Source organism: Kitasatospora sp. NPDC056327, assembly GCF_042261735.1.
Classification (GTDB): domain Bacteria; phylum Actinomycetota; class Actinomycetes; order Streptomycetales; family Streptomycetaceae; genus Kitasatospora.
Window position 1 is genome coordinate 1 of sequence record NZ_JBHJRC010000134.1, and the last position, 21,476, is coordinate 21,476.

The window sequence follows — 21,476 nt, forward strand, 5'->3', positions numbered from 1 at the left end:
CCCGGGGCCCGCGCCGTGCGAAGGCGGTCCCGCGGCGGGTCCGCGCGCGGGGCGGGGGAGGATCAGACGCTCAGCCGGCGCAGGGCCTCCTGGTGGAGCAGGCCGTTGGAGGCCACGGCGTCGGCGCCGCCCGGGCCCGGCACGCCGTCCAGGCCGGTGAAGCGGCCGCCGGCCTCCTCGACGATGACGCAGTTGGCCGCCATGTCCCACAGCGACAGCTCCGGCTCGGCGGCGATGTCGACCGCGCCCTCGGCGACCATCATGTACGACCAGAAGTCGCCGTAGGCCCGGGTGCGCCAGCAGGCCCGGGTGAGGTCGAGGAACGGGTCGAGCCGGCCGCGCTCCTCCCAGCCCGAGAGCGAGGAGTAGGAGAAGGACGCGTCCTCGATCCGGGAGACGCCGGAGACGTGGATCCGGCTCGCCTTGGCGAGGCTGCGGCCCGCGAACGCGCCGAGGTCCTTGGCGGCCCACCAGCGGCGGTTCAGCGCGGGGGCGGAGACCATGCCGACGACGGGGCGCTCGACACCGTCCGGGCCGTCCTCCAGCAGCGCGATCAGGGTGGCCCAGACCGGGACGCCGCGGATGTAGTTCTTGGTGCCGTCGATCGGGTCGATCACCCAGCGGCGCGGGCCCGAGCCCTGCAGGCCGAACTCCTCGCCGAGCACCGCGTCGCGCGGGCGGGCCCGCTGCAGGACGCTGCGCACCAGTTCCTCGGTGGCCTTGTCGGCGTCGCTGACGGGCGTCAGGTCGGGCTTGGTCTCGACCTTGAGGTCGAGCGCCCGGAAACGCTCCAGGGTGACCGAGTCCGCCGAGTCGGCGAGGACGTGGGCGAGTCGGAGGTCGTCGTGGTAGTCGGCCATGCCCGAAACCCTAGCGTCCCCGCCCCGTCAGTGGGCGGACCCGCTCAGCTGGAGGCCGATCACCCCGGCGACGACCAGGGAGATCGAGACCAGCTTGAGCACCGAGCTGGTCTCCTCCAGGAAGAGCATCCCGTAGATCGCGGTGCCGGCCGCGCCGATGCCGGTCCACACCGCGTAGGCGGGGCCGACCGGGAGCGTCTTCAGGGAGAGGGTCAGCAGGCCGAAGCTGCCGAGGGCGAAGACGCAGAAGCTGACGGTCGGCCAGAGCCTGGTGAAACCGTCGCTGAGCTTGAGGTTGATCGCGAAGCCGGTCTCCAGCAGGCCGGCCAGGATCACCAGGGCCCATGCCATCGCGTGCTCTCCCTGTCGGTCGGCGGGATCGGTCGGCGGGCCGGGCCGTGATCCGGCCCGACTTTCCTATGATCACCACGAGCGGGCGCTCCGACACCTCGAACGGGAAAACCGGGCACCGCGGACGGCCCCGGCCGCGTACCGCGAGGGCTCCGGCCGGGCACCGCCGAGGCGGCGCCCCGGGGTCTCAGTCGCCCTCGCGGGCCTCCTTGCTGGCCAGCAGCCGGCGCAGCGAGTAGAGCCGTGCGGGATCGGCGTGCCCGTCGGCGACCCAGGCGTCCAGCGCGCAGTCCGGCTCGTCGTGACTGCAGGCCCGCGGGCACTCGGCGGTGCCCGGCTCCAGGTCGGGGAAGGCGAGGATGACCCGGGACGGGTCGATGTGCGACAGGCCGAAGGAGCGGAAACCCGGGGTGTCGATCACCCAGCCGGTGTCCAGCGCCTTCTTCGAGCCGGGTCTGGCACCGGGCGGCGGCGGCAGCCGCAGCGCCAGCGCGGAGACGGTGGTGTGCCGGCCGCGGCCGGTGACCGCGTTGACGTGCCCGGTGGTCCGCTGCCGCTCCGGGACGAGCGCGTTGACCAGGGTGGTCTTGCCGACGCCGGAGTGGCCGATGAACACCGTGCGCAGGCCCCGCAGGTGCTCCCGGACGGCCTCGGCGCCGGTGGTCCCCAGCTCGTCGCGGCGGGTCACCACGTACTGGATGCCCAGCGGCGCGTAGGACTCCAGCACCGGCGCGGCCGGCGCCAGGTCGGCCTTGGTGAGCACCAGCAGCGGCTCCATGCCCGCGTCGTAGGCGGCGACCAGGCAGCGGTCGATCAGCCGGGGCCGGGGCTCCGGGTCGGCCAGCGCGGTGACGATGGCCAGCTGCTCGGCGTTGGCGACGACGATCCGCTCGTACGGGTCGTCGTCGTCCGCGGTCCGCCGCAGCACCGAGGTGCGCTCCTCGACCCGGACGATCCGGGCCAGCGTGTCGGTGTCCCCGGAGAGGTCGCCGACCAGCGAGACGGTGTCACCGACGACGACGCCCTTGCGGCCCAGCTCGCGGGCCTTCATGGCGAGGACCTCGCGTTCCTGCTTCGTCCCGGGGTCCACCAGGCAGGTCAGCCGGCCGCGGTCGACGGTGAGCACCATCGCCTCGGCGGCGTCCTCGTGCTTGGGCCGGATCCGGGTCCGCGGCCGGGAGCCCCGGCGGGCCGGGCGGTTGCGGATGTCGTCCTCGTCGGCGTCCTTGCCGTAGCGGCGCATGGTCCCAGTCCTCCGCTCAGCCGCCCGCCACCGGTCCGGCGAGCAGTTCGTCCCACATGGCCGGGAAGTCGGGCAGGGTCTTGGCGGTGGTGGCCACGTTCTCCACCTGGACACCCGGCACCGCGAGGCCGATCACCGCGCCGGCGGTGGCCAGCCGGTGGTCCTCGTAGGTGTGGAAGACGCCGCCGGTGAGCCTGCGCGGGCGGATCCGCAGGCCGTCCTCGGTCTCGCTGACGTCACCGCCGAGGCCGTTGATCTCCTTGGCGAGGGCGGCGAGCCGGTCGGTCTCGTGCAGCCGCAGGTGGGCGATGCCGTAGAGGTGGGACTCGGAGTCGGCGAGGGCGGCGACGGCGGCGATCACCGGGGTGAGCTCGCCGACGTCGTGCAGGTCGGCCTCGATGCCGTGGATCCGGCCGGTGCCGGTGAAGCGCAGGCCCTCGTCGGTGAACTCGCAGCCGCCGCCCATCCGGGTGTAGAGGTCGCGCAGCTGGTCGCCGGGCTGGGTGGTGTGGCCGGGCCAGTCGCGCACGGTGACCCGGCCGCCGGTGACCAGGGCGGCGGCGAAGAACGGCGCGGCGTTGGACAGGTCGGGCTCGACGACCAGGTCGCGGCCGAGCAGGGCGCCGGGGGTGACCCGCCAGACGTCCTTCTCGCCGCCGTCCTCGGGGGCGTCGACCTGGACGCCGGCCAGGCGCAGCATGTCGACGGTCATCCGGATGTGCGGGAGGGAGGGGACCGGGCCGCCGACGTGCCGGACCTCGACGCCGTTGTTGTAGCCGGCGCCGGAGAGCAGCAGCGCGGAGACGAACTGGGAGGAGGCGGAGGCGTCGAGTTCGACGGTGCCGCCGTCGAGGGCGCCGCCGCCGTGCACGGTCAGCGGGAAGGTGCCGCGGCCGCCGTCCTCGATCCGGGCGCCGAGCGCGCGCAGGGCGTCGATCACGCCGTGCTGGGGGCGCTCGTGGCTGCGCGGGTCGCCGTCGAAGTGGACCGGGCCGTCGGCGAGGACGGCCAGCGGGGGCAGGAAGCGCATGACGGTGCCGGCGTTGCCGACGTCGACCGAGGCGGGGCCGCGCAGCAGGGGGGCGGGGATGACCCGCCAGGCCTCGCCGCCGCCGGTGCCGCCGGTGTCGTTGTTGACCTGCTCCTCGATGGTGACGCCGAGGGCGCGCAGGCCGTCGGCCATCAGCTGGGAGTCGCGGCTGCGCAGCGGGCGGCGCACCCAGCCGGGGCCGTCGGCGAGGGCCGCCAGCACCAGGGCGCGGTTGGTGACCGACTTGGAGCCGGGGATGGTGACGGTGGCGTCCACGGGGGTGGTCGCGACGGGTGCGGGCCACAGGGTCTCGGTCATGGCGCCAAGTCTAGGGGCCGTACCCGGAACGTCCCGATACCCGCCCGTGGGCCCCGGGCGGGCGCGGGGTCAGCGGGGGGCGAGGAGCCAGGAGGCGGCGAGGGCGAGGGCGGCGAGGGCGGTGACCAGGAAGAGGCCGATCCAGGCGAGGCCGGGGACGCCGGTGAGGCGGGCGAGCTGGTCGGCGTCGGAGTCGTGGGCGCCGCCGCGCCGGCGCTGGGCCTGGAGTTCGAGGACCGGGCGGACGGCGCCGAACAGCAGGAACCAGGTGCCGAGGAAGGCGAAGCCGGCCTGGACCTCCGGGGAGCCGAACCAGGAGACCAGGAAGAAGGCGCCGCCGGCCAGCAGGACGGAGAGGAAGCCGAAGGCGTTGCGGATCCGCACGAGGAGGGCGAGCAGCAGGGCGATGGCGAGCCAGAGCAGCAGGGTGACGCGGCCGGCCGCGAGCAGTGCGGCGCAGCCGAGGCCGAGCAGGGCGGGGGCGGTGTAGCCGGCGGCGGCGGTGAGGACCATGCCGGGGCCGGTGGCGCGGCCGTAGGAGAGGGTGAGGCCGGAGGTGTCGGAGTGCAGCCGGATGCCGGCGAGCCTGCGGCGGGTGGCGAGGGCGGCGAGGCCGTGGCCGCCCTCGTGGGCGATGGTGACGGCGCCCCGGGCGGCGCGCCACAGCGGGCGGACGAGGACGGTGAGCAGGGCGGCGGCGCCGGTGGCGAGGACGAGCCAGCCGGGCGGGTCGGGCTGGGTGCCGGTGACGGCGGTCCACAGTTCGTCGAGGGTCCTGGCGTCCATGGGTCTCCTCCGTCTCGGTCCGGCCGCTGCTCCGGACGGGCAGCCTGTCATGGAGGGGACGGCGGCCCCGGGGCGGGTGGTTCTGGTGCGAGTGCGCACGGGGCGCGAGGGGGCCGTGGCAAGCTGGCGCCATGTGTGGTCGCTTCGCCGCGAGTAGCCGGCCCGAGTCCATCGTCGAGCTGTTCGGCGTGCAGCAGTGGGATCCGGCCGAGACGCTGGACCCGAGCTGGAACGTCGCGCCCACGCAGCACGCCTTCGTGGTGCTGGAGCGGTTGGCGAAGGGCGCGGCCCGTCCGCTGCGGCAGCTGCGGGTGCTGCGCTGGGGGCTGGTGCCGCAGTGGGCGAAGTCGCCGGAGACGGCCGTGAAGATGATCAACGCGCGGTCGGACACGGTGCACGAGAAGCCGTCGTACCGGCAGGCGTTCGCCTCGCGCCGGTGCATCCTGCCGGTGGACGGCTACTACGAGTGGCAGACGCTGCCGGGGGAGCGGGGGAAGCCGAGGAAGAAGCCGTTCTTCGTGTCCCGGGCGGACGGGGCGCCGCTGGCGCTGGCCGGGCTGTACGAGTTCTGGCGCAACCGGGCGGTGCCGTCGGACCACCCGGAGGGCTGGCTGGTGACGTTCACGGTCGTGACCACGGAGGCGGAGGAGCTGCTGGCGCCGATCCACGAGCGGATGCCGCTGTTCCTGGACCCGGGTTCGTTCGACGCGTGGCTGGACCCGTCGCTGGACGACGGCGGGGCGCCGGAGCTGCACCGGCTGCTGATACCGCCGCCGCCGGGCGTGCTGCGGGCCACCCCGGTGTCGCCGGAGGTCGGCAGCATCCGCAACGACCACCCGGGGCTGACCGAGCCCCACACCGAGGTCGAGTACGAGACCACGCTGTTCTGAACCCGCCGTGCCCGGGCCCGTCGCCGCCGGGCCGGTCGCCCCCGGAGCCGCCCGCTCCGGACCCGTCGTAGTCCGCCGCAGAGAGGACCACCACCGCCGTGACCGCCGCGAAGGCCGCCGGGGCCGCCCCCGTGACCCGGGAGCTCGTGCCGACACCCGCCGGGGACGCCCGGATCACCCTGCACGCGGCGGCCGGGCCGCGGGCGGTGCTGGCGCTGGGCCACGGCGCCGGCGGCGGGACCGGGGCGCGGGACCTGGTGGCGCTGGCCGCCGGGCTGCCGCCCCGGGGCGTGTCGGTGGCGCTGGTGGAGCAGCCCTGGCGGGTGGCGGGGAGGAAGGTGGGGCCGGCGCCGGGGACCCTGGACACCGGCTGGACGCCGGTGGCCGCCCGGCTGGCCGGGACGGGGCTGCCGCTGGTGGTGGGCGGGCGCAGCGCGGGGGCGCGGGTGGCCTGCCGGACCGGGGCGTCGACGGGGGCGGTGGGGGTGGTGGCGCTGGCGTTCCCGCTGCACCCGCCGGGCCGGCCGGAGCGGAGCCGGGCGCCGGAGCTGCTCGGCTCGGGGCTGCCGACGCTGGTGGTGCAGGGGGCGGGCGACCCGTTCGGCGGGCCGGCGGAGTTCCCGGAGCTGCCGGCGTCGCACGAGCTGGTGGGGCTGGAGTACGGGAACCACGGGTTCGAGGTGCCGAAGCGGGCGCCGCTGGGTCAGGAGGAGCTGCTGGAGCTGATCGTCACGGCGGTGGGGGACTGGGTGCTGCGGCTGCTGTGAGCCGGGTGCCGGGCGGGCCGCGCGGGGCGGGGGTGCGCGGTCCGGGGCCGTCCGCTCACCCGTCCGGCGGAACTGCGGCGGGGGAACGGGAATGCGTCCGTGACTGCCGTGGTTGAAACCACCGTCAGTTGGTGTCCCCCGTTGGAAGGCAGGGCAGATGGGTTCGATCGCGTGCCCCGAGCGGCCGGAGGAGCGCGAGGCCGCGGCGGCGCTCGCCCCCTCGTGGTCGGACTGGATCGTCGCGGGCGAGAAGCCGGTGGGCCCGATATCCTCGCTTTCGGGACGGCCCGCCGTGGGCCGTGTCCGTCATGCCGAGGAGGTGGGTCCGGTCGTCGGGACCGAGCACGAGGCCGAGCCGGGCCGGGGCCCGGAGGAGAGCCTGCCCGCGGGGGAGGCGCTCACCGGTGAGGAGCTGGCCGAGGCGATCGGTGAGGACACCTACCGGGTGTCGGCGGCGGAGAGCGAGGAGGCCCGGCGGGAGCGCTTCGAGCGCGACGCCCTGGGCTACCTGGACCCGATGTACTCGGCGGCGCTGCGGATGACCCGCAACCCGGCCGACGCGGAGGACCTCCTTCAGGAGGCGTTCGCGAAGGCGTACGCGTCGTTCCACCAGTTCCGCGAGGGCACCAACCTCAAGGCCTGGCTGTACCGCATCCTCACCAACACCTTCATCAACTCGTACCGCAAGAAGCAGCGGGAGCCGCAGCGCACCGCCGCCGAGGAGATCGAGGACTGGCAGCTGGCCCGGGCCGAGTCGCACATGTCGACCGGTCTGCGTTCGGCGGAGACCCAGGCCCTGGACCACCTGCCGGACAGCGATGTGAAGGACGCCCTCCAGGCGATTCCGGAGGAGTTCCGGATCGCGGTGTATCTCGCGGACGTCGAGGGCTTTGCGTACAAGGAGATCGCGGACATCATGGGTACTCCCATCGGTACGGTGATGTCCCGGCTGCACCGCGGCCGCCGTCAGTTGCGCGGCATGCTGGAGGACTACGCCCGTGAGCGCGGGCTGGTCCCGGCCGGCAGCGGGGCAGGGCAGGAAGCGAAGGGCTCGGGCTCATGAGCTGCGGCGATCCGCACGACACCGAGTGTGGCGAGGTCCTCGACCACCTCTACGAATTCCTCGACAACGAGATGGCCGAGGGCGAATGCGTCAAGCTGCGCGTGCACTTCGAGGAGTGCTCGCCCTGCCTGAAGCAGTACGGGCTGGAGCAGGCGATCAAGGCGCTGATCAAGCGTTCCTGCGGCTGCGACGACACCCCGGCCGATCTGCGCGGCAAGGTGCTGGCCAGGATCGACTCGATCCGGGCCGGGCAGCGGCCGGGCGAGCCGCTGGTGGTGGCCGTCGAGACGACGGTCGAGGTGCACGCCGAGCCGGCCGGTGAGCCGGCCGGGCCGGGTCGCGCCGCGGAGGCGGCGGCGGGTACCTGAGGCCCGGGCGGATGCGCCGCCCGGCGTACCGCCGGTGATGTCCGACGGAAGGGCCCCGGGAGCGGATGCTCCCGGGGCCCTTCCGCGTCCGCGTTCGTTCCAGGTTCCTTCCACCCGGATGGGTCCTCACTCGTTCGAGTGAGTTGGCGGTGTGCCAGCAGCGGCATTGCGCGATCATGCGTCCCCGCGCCGGAACAGCGCCCTATTCTCCTGACGGACGCTCACCGCCGCCCGTCCGCCGCTCCTCCGGCACGTGGGCGGCCGGCGGGCCGGGACGGACGGGCCGGGACGTGGGGAGGCCGATATCGCTACCGACAGCGGAGACGAGGACCTGCCGCAGGGCGCCGTGCGCTACCTCGTGGCCGTGCCGGTGGCGGCGCTCTGCTGCCTGCTGCCACTGCTGCCGCTGCCCGCCCCGGTGGCCTGGGCGCACTGGCTGGGCGCTCCGGTGGACTGGCCGAAGGTCGGGCTGCTGGCCTTTCTGCACGGCTGCTGGGAGTCGCTGGCCCAGGGGTTGCCGACCCCGTGCCAGCGGCTGGTCCGCAGGATGCTGGTGCGCCGCCCGCTGTCCGCGCGGACGCCGGCCCGGCCCGGCGTCAACGCCTTCTTCCCGGTGCTGTTCGCGGGGGTGCTGATGCTGCCGCCGGCCGCCGCCGCGCTGGTCGCCGCGCCGGCCGTGCTGATCGGGGCCACCGGGGTGACGGCCCGGGGCCGTCAGGTGTGGAACGGCGCGCAGCTCGCGCTGTCCGCCTTCGCGGCCTCGGCGGTGTTCGACCTGCTGGCGGGCCCGCAGTTGCTGCTGGGCTCCCGGTTCCCCGCCGCGCTGCTGCCCGCGGCCGCCGCGCTGGGCGCGTTCTGCCTGGTCAACGGCGCCCTGGTGGTCGGCATGCGGGTGCTGGCGGAGGGCCGGCGGCCGACCGTGCCGCTGCGCGGGGCGGCGGCCGTGCTCGGTCTTCCGGTGCTGGTGCACGCGGCGGGCGGGCTGATGGTCGCGGTGCTGTGGCAGGGCCCGTACGGCGCCTTCGCGGCGCTGCTGGCCCTGCTGCCGCTGTCGATCTCGGCGTGGGTGTTCGCCCAGGGGCACCGGGAGCGCGACGCCCACCGGGCGACGGTGCGGGCACTGGTGCAGGCGGTGGAGATCAAGGACTCCTACACCCGGGGGCACAGCGAACGGGTGGGCCGGGCCTCGGTGCTGATCGCCGGTCAGCTCGGCATGGAGCCGGAGCGGCTGCGCACCCTGCGGTACGCGGGGATCCTGCACGACGTCGGCAAGATCGGCGTCGCCACCGAGCTGCTTCGCAGAAACGGTCCCCTCACCGAGGCGGAGCGGCGGGCCGTCGAGGTGCATCCGGTGCACGGGTACGAGCTGGTGCGGGGGATCGCGTTCCTCGGCGAGGCGCACCGCGGGATCCTGCACCACCACGAGCGGATGGACGGCCGGGGCTACCCGAGCGGGCTGGTCGGCGAGCAGATTCCCGAGTTCGCCCGGATCATCTCGGTCGCGGACGCCTTCGACTCGATGACCTCCACCCGGTCCTACCGGCGCGGCCGGCCGGTCGCGGAGGCGGTCGCGGAGCTGAAGCGCTGTTCGGGCAGCCAGTTCGACCCGGTGATGGTGCGTGCGCTGGTGGACGCGCTGGCCGTGCACGACTGGCAGCCGGTGCTGCCGACGTCCCCGGACTGCATCAGGGCGGTGCCGGACATTCCGCTCGGGGTTCCCGAACCGGCCCGGGCGGCCCCGCGCGGGGTGCCCGTCCAGGGCGGCGGCACGGTGCCCACGGCCGGCCCGTCGTGAGCGCGCGGCGGGGCCGACGGGGCGTGCGGTGGGGCGCGCGGCCGGGCGCCCCCGGCGCGGAACGGCCGCCGGGCGCTGGTTCCGGCGACCGGCCGCGGGCGCGCGCCGGTGAGGTGTGCGCGGTGCACGGGGCGGCGCTCGCGCTGCTGGCCGCGGCGCTCGGGGCGGTGGCGGTGCGCGGGGTGTACCAGCCGGGGGTGGCGCTGGCGTTCACCGTGCTGATCGCGCTCGGCGAGTGCGTGCGGATCACCCTGCCGGGCGATCGCGAGCAGGCGCCGATCGGGGCGGCGGGGGCACTGGCGTACGCGCTGCTCGGGCCGCTGCGGGGGCTGCCGACCGGGCACGGGGTGCTGCAGGTGGTGGCGGTGACCGGTGCGGGGCTGCTGCTGGCGCTGCTGCCGGAGGCGGTGCGGGCCCGGGCCGGGGCGCCGCCCGGCGGGGCCCGGCGGTCCGGCCCGGCGCCCTGGCGGGAGCGGGCCCGCTGGGACGGCGCGGCGCGCCGGCTGCTCGGGGCGGCGTTCGCGGCGGCCGTGTTCCAGCCGCTCTACAACAGCGGGGTGGTGGACCTGTTCTCCGCGGACGGCCCCGCCTACGGTGCGTTCCTGACCGCGGTGGCGGCGCTGGCCGCGCTGTGCGACGCGGTGCTCGCGGCGCTGCTGCGGCGGGCCCGCAGCGGGCTGCGGTTCCCGGCGGGGCTGGAGGACGAGCTCCGATCGCTGTTCGGGATCGGCTCGGCGATCGCGGCCACCGGCATGCTGGTCAGCCTGGCCGCGGGGGAGGTGGGGCTGTGGGCGCTGCCGCTGTTCTGCGCGCCGCTGCTGCTGGCGCAGGTGTCGTTCCGGCGGGCGGCGGCCGTGCGGGCCACCACCGGGCAGACCATCGCCAGCCTGGCCAAGGCCACCGAGGTGGCCGGGTACACGCCGGCGGGCCACGCCCGCCGGGTCGCCGACACGGCCTGCGCGCTGGGCCGCGAGCTGGGCCTGGGCACCCGGGAGCTGGCCCTGCTGGAGTACGCGGCGCTGATGCACGACGTCGGGCAGCTGTCGCTGGTGGAGCCGGTGCCGGGCGGGGCGACGGCGCTGCTGCCGGACGAGGAGCAGCAGCGGATCGCCCGGCTGGGCAGCGAGGTGATCCGGCGCACGGGAGTGCCGCGGCAGGTGGCCGAGCAGGTCGCCCGGCTGGCGGATCCGTATCCCGGTCCGGACGGCGACGGGCGGCCGGTGCCGCTGGCGGCGCGGATCATCCGGGTGGCGAACGCGCACGACGACCTGCTGACGGCGGCCCGGGGGCGCGGCGTGGGGGAGGCGGTGGGCCGGCTGGAGGTGCTGGAGGTGCTGCGGCTGGGCCGGGGGCGGGTGTACGACGCCCGGGTGGTGGACGCGCTGGTCCGGGTCCGCGGCTGAGCGGCCCGTAAGGGGTTCCCGGCGCGGGGACGGCGGCCGCCGCCCGGGGTTGAGGCGGCGGGCCGGGGCGGGCAGGCTGGGGGAGGGGCCGGAAACGGGCAACCTCGGCGGTGGGGAGCGCGGGCGGCGGCCGTCGTGGTTGGATGCGGTCGTAGCGTGGAAAACCGACCCGGAGCACCGGGCCCGTGACGCGGGAGCGGTCGCGGGACTTGATCGGACGACGACGGCAGGGACGAACGTGAGGATCTTCCACCGGGCACGGCACCGGCCGTCCGCCACCTGGCGGCAGACGACCGACCGGGCTTTCACGTTGATCGGTGACGGCCGGTACGAGGACGCCGGAGCCCTGCTGGTGATGGCGGCGGACCTGGAGCCGTGGCTGTCGGACTCCTGGTTCAACCTGGCGCTGCTGCACAAGTTCCGCCGTGACTGGGAGCAGGCCCGGGCGGCCGGGCTGCGGGCGGTGGCGCTGCTGGACCGCGAGCAGGGCGCCCCGGACTGGTGGAACCTCGGCATCACCGCGACCGCGCTGCAGGACTGGCCGCTGGCCCGCCGCGCCTGGCAGGCGTACGGGCTGAAGCTGCCCGGCGGCCCGGGGGCGCAGGGGGACGGGCCGGTCTCCCTGGACCTCGGCACGACCCCGGTGCGGCTCTCCCCGGACGGCGAGTCCGAGGTGGTCTGGGGCCGCCGGCTGGACCCGGCCCGGATCGAGGTGCTGTCCATCCCGCTGCCGTCGTCGGGCCGCCGCTGGGGCGAGGTGGTGCTGCACGACGGCGCCCCGCACGGCGAGCGGGTGACCGACGGGGTCGCCTACCCGGTGTTCGACGAGATCGAGCTGTGGGCGCCGTCCCCGGTGCCGACGTACGTGGTGCTGCTGCAGGCGGCGACCGAGCCGGACCGGGACGCGCTGGAGCGGCTGGTCGCGGACGCGGGGTACGCGGCGGAGGACTGGACGTCCTCGGTGCGGCTGCTCTGCCGGGCGTGTTCGGAGAGCCGGATGGCCTCGGACGACGGGCACACCGCCCACCACGATCCGCACGACGACGGGGACGCCGCGCACCCGGGCCACCTGAGCCACCTGAGCCCGGGGGCGGGCGGGATGTCCTGGCTGGCCGAGCGCGAGTGCGGGATCGCGGCGCCGGCGCACCTGGTGCGGGTGCTGCTGGACCGCTGGGCCGCCGCGTCGCCGGGAACCCGGGCGTACCGGGATCTCGAAGAGGTCTGCTGAGTCCGCTGAGTACCCTGGTGCGGTACGCGTAGGCCTATGGAAGCGGAAGACATGGCGGAGCAGGACCAGCACGAGCACGACGGGACCCCGAAGGTGGTCGGCGAGGAGCCGGACCTCTCGAAGGGCACGGCGCGCCCGATCACCGTCCACGGCAACCCCGTGCTGCACCGCGAGGTGAAGGACGTGACGGCCTTCGACGACGAGCTGTCCGCGCTGATCGACGACATGTTCCAGTCGATGTACGCGGCGGAGGGCGTGGGCCTGGCCGCCAACCAGATCGGCGTGGACCTGAAGGTCTTCGTCTACGACTGCCCGGACGACGAGGGCGTGCGGCACGTCGGCCACGTGGTCAACCCGGTCCTGGAGGAGTTCCCGAAGGACCGCAAGCGGGTGCTGGACGACGGCAACGAGGGCTGCCTGTCGGTGCCGACCGCCTACGCCGAGCTGCCCCGCCCGGACTACGCGGCGGTGACCGGCCGGGACAAGGACGGCAACCCGATCCGGGTCGAGGGCACCGGCTTCTTCGCCCGCTGCCTGCAGCACGAGACCGACCACCTGTACGGCTTCCTCTACATCGACAAGCTGTCGAAGCGGGACCGCAAGGACGCGCTGCGGCAGATGGCCGAGGGCACCGCGCGCTACGCGACCGTCCCGAACGACTGAGGCCGGGCGCGAGCCCGCGGAGGGCCGGGGAGCAGCCGCTTCCCGGCCCTCCGCCGTGTGCGGGCGGGGCCGGTCGCCCGTGCGTCAGTCAGCCGCGGGCCCGGGCGGTGGAGTCGCGGGCGACCAGCACGGGGGTGAACAGGTAGTCCCGGGCCCGGCCGCCGTGGCCCTCGATCTGCCGCCACAGGGCGTCGGCGACGGCGGCACCCATCTCGTCGATCGGCTGGCGGACGGTGGTGAGCGGCGGGTCGCTGTGGGCGGCGAGGTAGCAGTCGTCGTAGCCGATCACCGAGAGGTCGCCGGGGACGTCGCGGCCGGCCTCGCGGGCGGCCCGGACCACGCCGAGGGCCATCAGGTCGCTGCCGGCGATCACGGCGGTGACGTCCGCGTCGAGCAGTTGGCGGGCGGCGGCGGCGCCGCCCGCGATCGAGTAGGCGGACTCCGCGTACCAGTCGGCGGGGGGCTCCGCGCCGAGCAGTTCGCGCATCGCGCGCCGGTAGCCGTCCAGGCGGTTGAGCGAGGGGCGCAGATACCCCTGGCCGCCGGCCAGGCCGATCCGGCGGTGGCCGAGTTCGCGCAGGTGGGCGACGGCGATCCGGGCGCCGAGCGCCTCGTCGGTGGCGACGGTGGGCACGGCCAGGCCCTCCACGCGGCCGCTGACCAGCACCATCGGGACGCCGCGTTCGTGCAGCAGCCGGTAGAAGCCGTGGTCGGCGTGCGGATTGGCGTGCCGGCCGGAGACCAGGACCAGGCCGGAGACGCCCTTGCGGAGCAGGACGTCGATGTAGCCGAGTTCGGCGGTGCCCTGGCGGGTGGAGGTGCCGACCACGGCGGTGAGGCCGTGCTTGGCGAGCTGCACCTCGATCGCGGAGGCGAGCAGCGGGAAGACCGGATTGTCGAGCTCGGGCACGACGATGCCGATCAGTGCGCTCCGGTGCGGGTCGTAGCCCTGGTCGGGCTGCCAGCCGAGCTCCCGCATGGCCTCGGCGACCCTGACCTTGGTGTCGTCGGAGACGCCCGGCCGGTCGTTGATCACCCGGCTCACCGAGGCGGCGCTGACACCCGCCCGGGCGGCGATGTCGCGCAGTGACGGGCCGCTCAATTGGTCCTCCGGTCTGGTCCGGCCTGCATCTTACAAAGCCCGGCCGGTGGGCCGCGCAACAGGATGAAACGATCTTAGCAACGTATTGCGCAACAGTTTCAACGCCGTTACGGTTCCCTCGTCGGCCCCCGAAAGCGGAATGCCGTCATCCGTTAACCTGTCCACCCGCCCCGAGGAGCCCCATGGACACGGCCAGCAGCCACCGCCTCGCCGCCCGCCACCAGCCGCACCACGACGGGTCCGCGCGGTACGTCGGCGACCTCGCCCCGCGCCTCGGGCAGCACGTCGACCTGCTGGTCCGGGTGCCCGCCGGGGCGGACGTCGAGCGGGTGTTCCTGCGCTCGGTCCCGGACGGCGAACCGCACTTCACGGCCGCCGTCGCCGAGCGCACCGACGACACCGGGGCCACCTGGTGGCGGGCCGTCCTGGAGATGGTCAACCCGGAGATGAACTACCGGTTCTGGCTGCACACCCCGGAGGGCGGACGCTGGCTCACCGCCGCCGGCCTGCACGATCACGACCTGCCCGACGCCACCGACTTCCGCCTCACCACCCACCCCGCCCCGCCCGCCTGGGCCGCCGGGGCGGTGGTCTACCAGGTCTTCCCGGACCGCTACCACCGCTCCGGCGACTCCCCGCTCGCCGCCTGGGCCCGCCCGGCCGCGTGGGACACCCCGCTGCGCACCGGCGACGCCGAGGCCCTCCAGCAGATGTACGGCGGCGACCTCTGGGGCGTGGCGCGCAGGATCGACCACATCCAGCGGCTCGGCGCCACGGTGATCTACCTGACCCCGTTCTTCGAGGGCCGCTCCAACCACCGCTACGACGCCGTCTCCTTCGACCGGGTCGACCCGGCGCTCGGCGGCGACGAGGCCCTGATCGCGCTCGTCACCGAGGCCCACCGGCGCGGCATCAGGGTGATCGGCGACATCACCCTCAACCACTCCGGTGACGGGCACGACTGGTTCCGCACCGCGCGGGCCGACCCGGCGAGCCCCGAGGCGGGCTTCTACTTCCTCGGTGACGGCGGACCGGACGACTACGCGACCTTCCTCGGTGTGCACACCCTGCCGACCTTCGACCACCGCTCGGCCGAACTGCGCCGCCGCCTCTACGAGGGCCCCGACTCGGTGATCGCCAAGTACCTCGGCGCCCCGTACCACCTGGACGGCTGGCGGGTCGACGTGGCGCAGATGGCCGGCCGCCGCGGCGACGTCGAGCTCAACCGCCTGGTCGCCACCACCACCGCGGCCACCGTCCGGGCCGCCAACCCCGACGCCGTGCTGCTCGCCGAGCACCAGCACGACGCCTCGCTCGCCCTCGCCGGCGACGGCTGGCAGGGCACCATGAGCTACGCCGGTTTCACCCGGCCGGTCTGGAGCTGGCTCGTCGAGAAGCACGACCAGAAGGACTTCTGGGCCGTCCCCGGGCCGATCCCCGACTACGACGCCGCCCGGCTGCGCGCCACCATGACCGCGTTCGGCGCCGCACTGCCCTGGCGCGGGCGCGCCCACAACCTGACCCTGCTGGACTCGCACGACACCGCCCGGTTCCGGAGCCTCGCCGGGCCGGAGCGCCAACTCCTCGGTGCGGCGCTGCTGTTCACCCTGCCCGGCATTCCGATGGTGTTCTCCGGCGACGAGGTCGGCGTGCTGGGCGAGGGCCTGGAGGAGGGCCGCAAGCCGTTCCCCTGGGACGAGTCCGCCTGGGACCGGCACACCTGGCAGACCTACCGCGACCTGGTCCGGCTGCGCCGGAGCCACAGCGCCCTGACCGGCGGCGGACTGCGCTGGCTGGTCGCCGAGGGCGACGTCCTGCTGTTCGAGCGGGAGGACGAGCGGGAGCGGATCCTGGTGCAGATCAGCCGGGCCGGACACCCGCCGGTGGCCGGTGAGTGGCACGCCGCCCACCTGCTCGGCGGGCCGCAGCTGGTCCCCGGCCGCGACCTGCCCTGCGAGGGCCCGGCCGTGCACGTCTGGTCGGTGGCCCGGTGAGCGCCGACACCGCGTGGTCCGCCGCGCAGGGCGGCACCGTCCCGGCCGGCCGCACCGCTCCGGTCGGCCGCACCGCCCCGGCCGACCGCACCGCCCCGCGCGGCCGGATCGAGCGGATCCCGGGCTTCCGCTCGGCGTCGCTCGGCAACGAACGGGACCTGCTGGTCCACCTCCCGCCCGGCTACGACGACCGGCCCGGCGTTCGCTACCCGGTGCTCTACCTGCACGACGGCGGCCAGGTCTTCGACCAGGGGCAGCAGCCCACCTGGGCGGTCGACCGGACGCTGGAGGCGCTGTACGCCGAGGGGCTGATACCCGGGCTGATAGCGGTCGCGGTGCCCAACGCCGGCGCCGACCGCGGCGTCGAGTACTCGCACGTCGCCGAGTACTGGCGCACCCCCGGCACCCCGCTCAAGGGCCACCGCTACGAGAGCTTCCTCGCCGAGGAGGTCAAGCCGTTCGTCGACGCCCGCTACCGGACCAGGACCGGCCCGGAGCACACCGCGCTGATGGGCTCCTCGATGGGCGGCCTGGTCACCTACCACATCGCCTTCCGCCGCCCCGAGGTCTTCGGCCTGGCCGCCGTCCTCTCCCCGTTCCTCACCCACGTCGACCCGGACGGACTCGGCGAGCGGGTGGTGCACGAGCGCTACCGGCGGCGCGGGCCGCACCGGATCTGGCTGGACATCGGCGGCCGGGAGGGGCTGATCATGGCCCGGCCCGCCCGCGAACTGGCCGGCCGGCTGGTCGACGAGGCCGGCTACACCTCCGGCGCCGACCTGCTCTACCACGAGGACCCCGCCGCGCCGCACCACGAGAGCGCCTGGGGCCCGCGCGCCCGGCACGCGCTGCTCCACCTGTTCGGCGCGCCCTCGCCGGTGCGCTCGCTCACCGTCGAACCCGAGATCCTGCTCGCGCCCGGCGAGACCTGGAGCGCCGTCAACCCGGTCGCGGTCCGCGCCGACGGCGTCCGGTACACCGCGCTGGAGGCCGGCTACCGGGTCGAGCGCCCCGGGGTGGCGGACGTCTCGCCGCACGGCGGGCTGCTCCCGCTGGCCGCCGGACGGACGGCGGTCACCGTCCGGGCCCACGGGCTCGCCGCGCGCACCGAGGTCGAGGTCGTCCCGGAGCTGCCGGCCCACCCGGTCCTGGAGGTCACCGTGACCGTCCCGCCCGGCACCCCCGACGACGCCCCGGTGATGTTCGGCCCGCTGCCCTGCGCCCCCGCCGGGCCGGGCCGGTTCCGCGGCCGGCTCGCCGTCCCGCGCGGCACCGGCTTCGACGGCGGCATCTCGCGCGGCTGGGGCCTGGACGCCGTCGACGCCGACGGCCGGCGGGTGCTGCACCCGCTGCGGGTCGACCGCGACACCCGGCTCGACCTCACCGTCGACCGCTGGCACCGGCCGGCCGACGGCATCTGACCACTCGCCCCCCCCGGCGATCCCCCGCGGCCCACCCCCGCACCCCTCCCGGACGAAGGAGTCTCGGACCATGCGCCACCGGATCATCAGCCCCCGCAGAACCGCCGCCCTCGGCCTGTTCGCCCTGCTGGTCACGGCCTGCGGCGGCACCTCCCCCTCGGCCGGCCCCGCCCCCGCCGGGGACACCGCCGCCGCGGACGGGCCGATGACCGCCCCGCCGATCGCCGCCGCCGAGGGCGACCTGGTGATCTGGGCCCAGACCCAGCAGGCCGCCGCCCTGCAGCCGCTCGCCGAACGCTTCGGCAAGGAGCACGGCGTCAGGGTCACCGTCGCCCCGCAGTCCGTCAACACCCAGCAGGCCTACGTCACGGCCACCAACGCCGGCAAGGGCCCCGACCTCGTGGTCGGCGCCTCCGACTGGCTCGGCAATCTGGTGCAGAACGGCACGGTCGCCCCCGTCCCGCTGACCGCCCAGCAGAAGGCGCTGTTCCAGCCGGCCGCCCTGGACGCCGTCGCCCAGGGCGGCCGGCAGTACGGCCTGCCGTACGCGACCGAGACCCTGGTGCTGTTCCGCAACACCGAACTGGCCCCGGCCGCACCCGCCACCTTCGAGGACCTGGCCGGCACCGGCACCGAGGCCGTCCGGGCCGGTCGGGCCGAGGTCCCGCTGGCGCTGCCGGTCGGCCAGCAGGGCAACGCCTACGCCCTGCAGCCGCTGTTCACCTCGGCCGGCGGCTACCTGTTCGGCGCCAAGGCGGACGGCGGCTGGGACACCGCGGACCTCGGCGTCGGCGGGCCGGGCTCGATCGCGGCCGGCGAACTGTTCAAGCAGTACGGGGAGAAGGGCACCGGGCTCCTCAACCGCTCGGTGGACACCAACGCCATCGCGCTGTTCACCGGGCGAAAGTCCCCCTACCTGGTGGCCGGGCCGTGGGCGCTCGGGCAGGTCAAGCAGGCCGGGCTGCCGTACGCGATCTCCCCGGTGCCCGGCTGGGCCGGAAAGGGGCCGGCCCGCCCCTTCGTCGGCGTGCAGGCGTTCTACCTCTCCGCGAAGGCGCGGAACCAGCCGCTGGCCCAGGAGTTCCTGCTGCGCGCGATCGGCTCGGAGGAGGGCCAGCTGGCGCTCCACCAGGCCTCCCCGGAGCCGCCCGCACTGACCTCGGCCCTGGCCAGGGTCACCGCCGCGGACCCGGACATGGGCGCCTTCGCCGAGGCCGGCGCGGCCGGACAGCCGCTGCCGACGATCCCCGCCATGAACGCGATCTGGGGCCCGCTCGGCCAGGCCGAGGCGAGCATCGTGGCCGGCGCCGACCCCGCCGAGACGATGCGCCGGGCCGGCGAGGCCATCCGCGCCGCCCTCGGCACCGCGCACTGAGACCCGGCGCCCCGCGCCCCGCCCGGACGGACCAGGGACCCACCCCATGACCTCCCCCACCCTTCAGGACAGCAGGCGCCCGGCCCTCCCCGCCCCCGGCGCCCCCCGCCGCCCGCCCCGCCGGGCCGGCGCCCTGACCGCGCAGTTGGCGAGGACCGCCGTGCTGGCCGCCACCGCGGCCCTCGCCCTCTTCGCCGCGCCGAGGCTCTACGGCGAGGGCCACTGGGCCGGCCTCGGCGTCCTCGCCGCGGGGACCGGCGCGGTCTTCTGGACCTACCTCTCGCCGCGCCGCCCCGCCGCCAAGTACCTGCTGCCGGCCACCGTGCTCTTCCTGGCCTTCGTCGTCTACCCCGTGCTCCACATCGTCGCGGTCGCCTTCACCGACTACGGCGACGGACACCTGCTGACCAAGGAGGAGGCGGTCCGCAGCCTGGTCGAGAACTCCGTGGAACCCGTCCCCGACGGCACCTCGTACACGCTCACCGTCGCCACCGGGACGTCCGGCGGCCCGCTCGTCCTGCTGCTCACCGACCCGGCGACCGGCCGGACCGAGGCCGGCACCGCCCGCGGCCTGGCCCCCGCCCCGGCCGGGACGGTCACCGCGTCCGACGGCCGGGTGACCGCCGCGCCGGGCCTGCGGATCCTCACCCCCGGCCAGGTCAACGGCCGTGCCCGGGAGCTGAAGGAGCTGCGGGTCCCGGTGGACGGCGGCTTCGTGGTCGGCCAGGGACTCTCCTCGGCCACCACCGTCCGGCCCGCCCTGGTGCGCGACGACCGGGCCGACACCCTCACCGACGGCCGCACCGGCACCGTGTACCGCGCCGCGGACGGCCGGTTCACCGCGGACGACGGCTCCGGCCGGACCCTGCCCACCGGCTGGCACCGCACCGTCGGCTTCGCCAACTTCACCGCCGTGCTCACCAGCCCCGCCGTCCGCGGCCCCTTCCTCGGCGTCCTCGCCTGGACCTTCGGCTTCGCCGCGCTCTCCACCGGGGCCTCCTTCGCGCTCGGCCTCGGCCTCGCCTTCACCCTGAACCACCCGAGGCTGCGCGGGCAGCGGGCCTACCGTTCGCTGCTGCTGCTGCCGTACGCGATGCCCGCGTTCATCGGGATCCTGATCTGGCAGAGCATGTACAACCGGGACTTCGGGCTGCTCAACCAGCTGCTGAACACCCGGATCGACTGGCTCGGCGACGCCTGGAGCGCGCGCTTCGCGGTCGTCCTGACCAGCCTGTGGCTCGGCTTCCCCAACATGCTGCTGATCTGCACCGGGGTCCTGCAGTCGATGCCCGCCGAGCTGAACGAGTCCGCGCGGATCGACGGCGCCGGGCCGTGGACGGCCTTCCGGGCGGTCACCCTGCCGTTGCTGCTGGTGGCCGCCTCACCGGTGCTGATCTCCTCCTTCGCCTTCAACTTCAACAACTTCAACGCCGTCCAGCTGCTCACCGGCGGAGGCCCGTTCGAGGGCGCGGGCGGCACCGCCGGCGCCACGGACATCCTGATCAGCTACACCTACCGGGTGGCCTTCGGCGGGCAGGGCGCCCAGTACGGCTTCGCCGCCGCCCTGTCGATCTTCATCTTCCTGCTGGTCGGCCTGATCACCCTGGTGGGCTTCCGCCGCACCCGGGCCCTGGAGGAACTGAACGCATGACCACCACCGCCCGATGGCTGCGCCGCTTCGGCTGGCGGCACCTGGTCGCCCTCCTCGCGGTCTGCTTCGCGCTGTTCCCGCTGCTGTTCGTGCTCTCCGCCGCGCTCAACCCGCTCGGCACCCTGCAGTCCTCCACGCTGCTGCCCGAGCACGCCTCCCTCGCCAACTTCACCGCGCTGTTCACCGACGAGCAGTACCCGTTCGGGCGCTGGCTGGCGAACACGGCGCTGATCTGCGGCAGCTTCGCCGTCCTCAACGTGCTGCTCGGCGTCTGCTCGGCGTACGCGTTCTCCCGGTTCCGCTTCCGGGGCCGGCGGGTGGGGCTGCTCACCGTCCTGCTGGCGCAGATGTTCCCGCAGTTCCTCGCGGTCGTCTCGCTCTACCTGCTGTTCGCCGGGATCGGCGACGTGCTGCCGGCGATCGGCCTGGACACCCCCTGGGGACTGCTGCTCGTCTACCTGGGCGGGGCGATGGGTGTGAACACCTGGCTGATGAAGGGGTACCTGGACACCATCCCGAAGGAGATCGACGAGGCCGCCCGGATGGACGGGGCCGGGCACGCGCAGATCTTCTTCCGGATCATCCTGCCGCTGGCGGCGCCGATGCTGGTGGTGGTCGGGATCCTCTCGCTGACCACCGCGCTCAACGACGTCGTCCTGGCCGGGATCTTCCTGACCTCCAACGAGTCCAGGACGGTGGCGGTCGGCCTCTACGGCATCATCTCGGGCCAGCAGGACCAGAACTACGGCCTCTTCGCGGCCGGGGCACTGGTGACCTCGCTGCCGGTGATCGTGGTCTACCAGTTCCTCCAGCGCCACCTCGCCCAGGGACTCACCGCCGGCTCGGTCAAGGGCTGACCCGGAGGCGGGCCCGCCGGGGTCGGCCGACGGCGGGGATCGATCGGCCCGCCGGCCCGACTTGCCCCGTACCGGCCCCGTGCCCGGCCCGTCCGCGGGCCGGCCGCCACGTACCGGACGACGGACGGCCGGCGGGGCTGCACCTCCTGCGGTTCCACCTGGAGCCGGGGCATCGAGGAGGGCCGGCGGCATGCCGATCCGTGCGGAGTGCCGCGTCGCCGGGGCGGCCGTCGAGGACCCGGACCGGGGTGGAGCGCGGTCGGCTGTTGAGCGGTTGAACTTCCTTGTGGTGCCCCGCACGGCCGCGGCCG

At 75.1% G+C, this 21,476-nt stretch carries 19 protein-coding genes; 13 read left to right on the forward strand and 6 right to left on the reverse strand.

The window, feature by feature from the left end; genetic code table 11:
• Positions 1 to 62: 62 nt before the first annotated feature.
• The 5 genes from hisN to ACFCX4_RS20165 form a co-directional block, all read right to left on the reverse strand.
• Positions 63 to 860 carry a histidinol-phosphatase gene (gene hisN / locus ACFCX4_RS20145; protein WP_376144258.1) on the reverse strand — a complete coding sequence of 266 codons (798 nt, stop codon included), beginning with the start codon at positions 858 to 860 and terminating at the stop codon, positions 63 to 65.
• Positions 861 to 887: 27 nt separating this feature from the next.
• Complete coding sequence (locus tag ACFCX4_RS20150) at positions 888 to 1,211, reverse strand: DMT family transporter (RefSeq protein ID WP_376144260.1); 324 nt, start codon at positions 1,209 to 1,211, stop codon at positions 888 to 890.
• A 187-nt stretch (positions 1,212 to 1,398) separates the two neighbouring features.
• Positions 1,399 to 2,454: a ribosome small subunit-dependent GTPase A gene (gene rsgA, locus ACFCX4_RS20155; RefSeq protein ID WP_376144262.1), complete on the reverse strand. Its 1,056-nt coding sequence runs from the start codon at positions 2,452 to 2,454 to the stop codon at positions 1,399 to 1,401.
• Positions 2,455 to 2,470: 16 nt separating this feature from the next.
• Complete coding sequence (aroA, locus tag ACFCX4_RS20160; RefSeq protein ID WP_376144264.1) at positions 2,471 to 3,802, reverse strand: 3-phosphoshikimate 1-carboxyvinyltransferase; 1,332 nt, start codon at positions 3,800 to 3,802, stop codon at positions 2,471 to 2,473.
• A gap of 69 nt (positions 3,803 to 3,871) precedes the next feature.
• A complete protein-coding gene (locus ACFCX4_RS20165) occupies positions 3,872 to 4,588 on the reverse strand; it encodes a M50 family metallopeptidase (protein WP_376144266.1) in 717 nt (238 codons plus the stop codon).
• A 131-nt stretch (positions 4,589 to 4,719) separates the two neighbouring features.
• On the opposite strand from ACFCX4_RS20165, the gene ACFCX4_RS20170 reads away from it, so the two are divergent.
• The 8 genes from ACFCX4_RS20170 to def all read left to right on the forward strand — a co-directional run bounded on the left by ACFCX4_RS20170 (position 4,720) and on the right by def (position 12,765).
• Positions 4,720 to 5,478: an SOS response-associated peptidase gene (locus ACFCX4_RS20170; RefSeq protein ID WP_376144268.1), complete on the forward strand. Its 759-nt coding sequence runs from the start codon at positions 4,720 to 4,722 to the stop codon at positions 5,476 to 5,478.
• A 98-nt stretch (positions 5,479 to 5,576) separates the two neighbouring features.
• Positions 5,577 to 6,245: an alpha/beta family hydrolase gene (locus ACFCX4_RS20175; RefSeq protein ID WP_376144270.1), complete on the forward strand. Its 669-nt coding sequence runs from the start codon at positions 5,577 to 5,579 to the stop codon at positions 6,243 to 6,245.
• Between the two features lie 319 nt (positions 6,246 to 6,564).
• Complete coding sequence (locus ACFCX4_RS20180) at positions 6,565 to 7,308, forward strand: sigma-70 family RNA polymerase sigma factor (protein WP_376144294.1); 744 nt, start codon at positions 6,565 to 6,567, stop codon at positions 7,306 to 7,308.
• Positions 7,305 to 7,676 carry a mycothiol system anti-sigma-R factor gene (gene rsrA, locus ACFCX4_RS20185; protein ID WP_376144272.1) on the forward strand — a complete coding sequence of 124 codons (372 nt, stop codon included), beginning with the start codon at positions 7,305 to 7,307 and terminating at the stop codon, positions 7,674 to 7,676. The genes ACFCX4_RS20180 and rsrA overlap by 4 nt, the downstream gene beginning before the upstream one ends.
• A gap of 346 nt (positions 7,677 to 8,022) precedes the next feature.
• Positions 8,023 to 9,471, forward strand: coding sequence for an HD-GYP domain-containing protein (locus tag ACFCX4_RS20190; RefSeq protein ID WP_376144274.1), 1,449 nt, complete (start codon positions 8,023 to 8,025; stop codon positions 9,469 to 9,471).
• A gap of 122 nt (positions 9,472 to 9,593) precedes the next feature.
• Positions 9,594 to 10,874, forward strand: coding sequence for an HD-GYP domain-containing protein (locus ACFCX4_RS20195; RefSeq protein ID WP_376144276.1), 1,281 nt, complete (start codon positions 9,594 to 9,596; stop codon positions 10,872 to 10,874).
• Positions 10,875 to 11,112: 238 nt separating this feature from the next.
• Complete coding sequence (locus ACFCX4_RS20200; protein ID WP_376144278.1) at positions 11,113 to 12,102, forward strand: tetratricopeptide repeat protein; 990 nt, start codon at positions 11,113 to 11,115, stop codon at positions 12,100 to 12,102.
• A 51-nt stretch (positions 12,103 to 12,153) separates the two neighbouring features.
• Positions 12,154 to 12,765 (forward strand): peptide deformylase, encoded by a 612-nt coding sequence (gene def, locus ACFCX4_RS20205; protein WP_376144281.1) that lies wholly within the window; start codon positions 12,154 to 12,156, stop codon positions 12,763 to 12,765.
• Between the two features lie 88 nt (positions 12,766 to 12,853).
• Here the strand turns inward: def and ACFCX4_RS20210 are convergent, their stop codons facing one another.
• Positions 12,854 to 13,867, reverse strand: coding sequence for a LacI family DNA-binding transcriptional regulator (locus ACFCX4_RS20210; protein WP_376144283.1), 1,014 nt, complete (start codon positions 13,865 to 13,867; stop codon positions 12,854 to 12,856).
• Positions 13,868 to 14,049: 182 nt separating this feature from the next.
• Here ACFCX4_RS20210 and ACFCX4_RS20215 point away from each other — a divergent pair, with 182 nt between their 5' ends.
• From ACFCX4_RS20215 to ACFCX4_RS20235, 5 genes are all read left to right on the forward strand, one after another.
• Complete coding sequence (locus tag ACFCX4_RS20215) at positions 14,050 to 15,861, forward strand: glycoside hydrolase family 13 protein (RefSeq protein ID WP_376144284.1); 1,812 nt, start codon at positions 14,050 to 14,052, stop codon at positions 15,859 to 15,861.
• Entirely contained in the window at positions 15,858 to 17,282 is a 1,425-nt protein-coding gene (locus ACFCX4_RS20220; protein ID WP_376144286.1) for an alpha/beta hydrolase, read from the forward strand. Before ACFCX4_RS20215 ends, ACFCX4_RS20220 begins: the two co-directional genes overlap by 4 nt.
• 70 nt (positions 17,283 to 17,352) lie before the next feature.
• Positions 17,353 to 18,657, forward strand: coding sequence for an extracellular solute-binding protein (locus tag ACFCX4_RS20225; protein ID WP_376144288.1), 1,305 nt, complete (start codon positions 17,353 to 17,355; stop codon positions 18,655 to 18,657).
• 46 nt (positions 18,658 to 18,703) lie between these two features.
• A complete protein-coding gene (locus ACFCX4_RS20230) occupies positions 18,704 to 20,308 on the forward strand; it encodes an ABC transporter permease subunit (RefSeq protein ID WP_376144290.1) in 1,605 nt (534 codons plus the stop codon).
• Positions 20,305 to 21,165, forward strand: coding sequence for a sugar ABC transporter permease (locus tag ACFCX4_RS20235; RefSeq protein ID WP_376144292.1), 861 nt, complete (start codon positions 20,305 to 20,307; stop codon positions 21,163 to 21,165). Before ACFCX4_RS20230 ends, ACFCX4_RS20235 begins: the two co-directional genes overlap by 4 nt.
• Positions 21,166 to 21,476 lie beyond the last annotated feature (311 nt).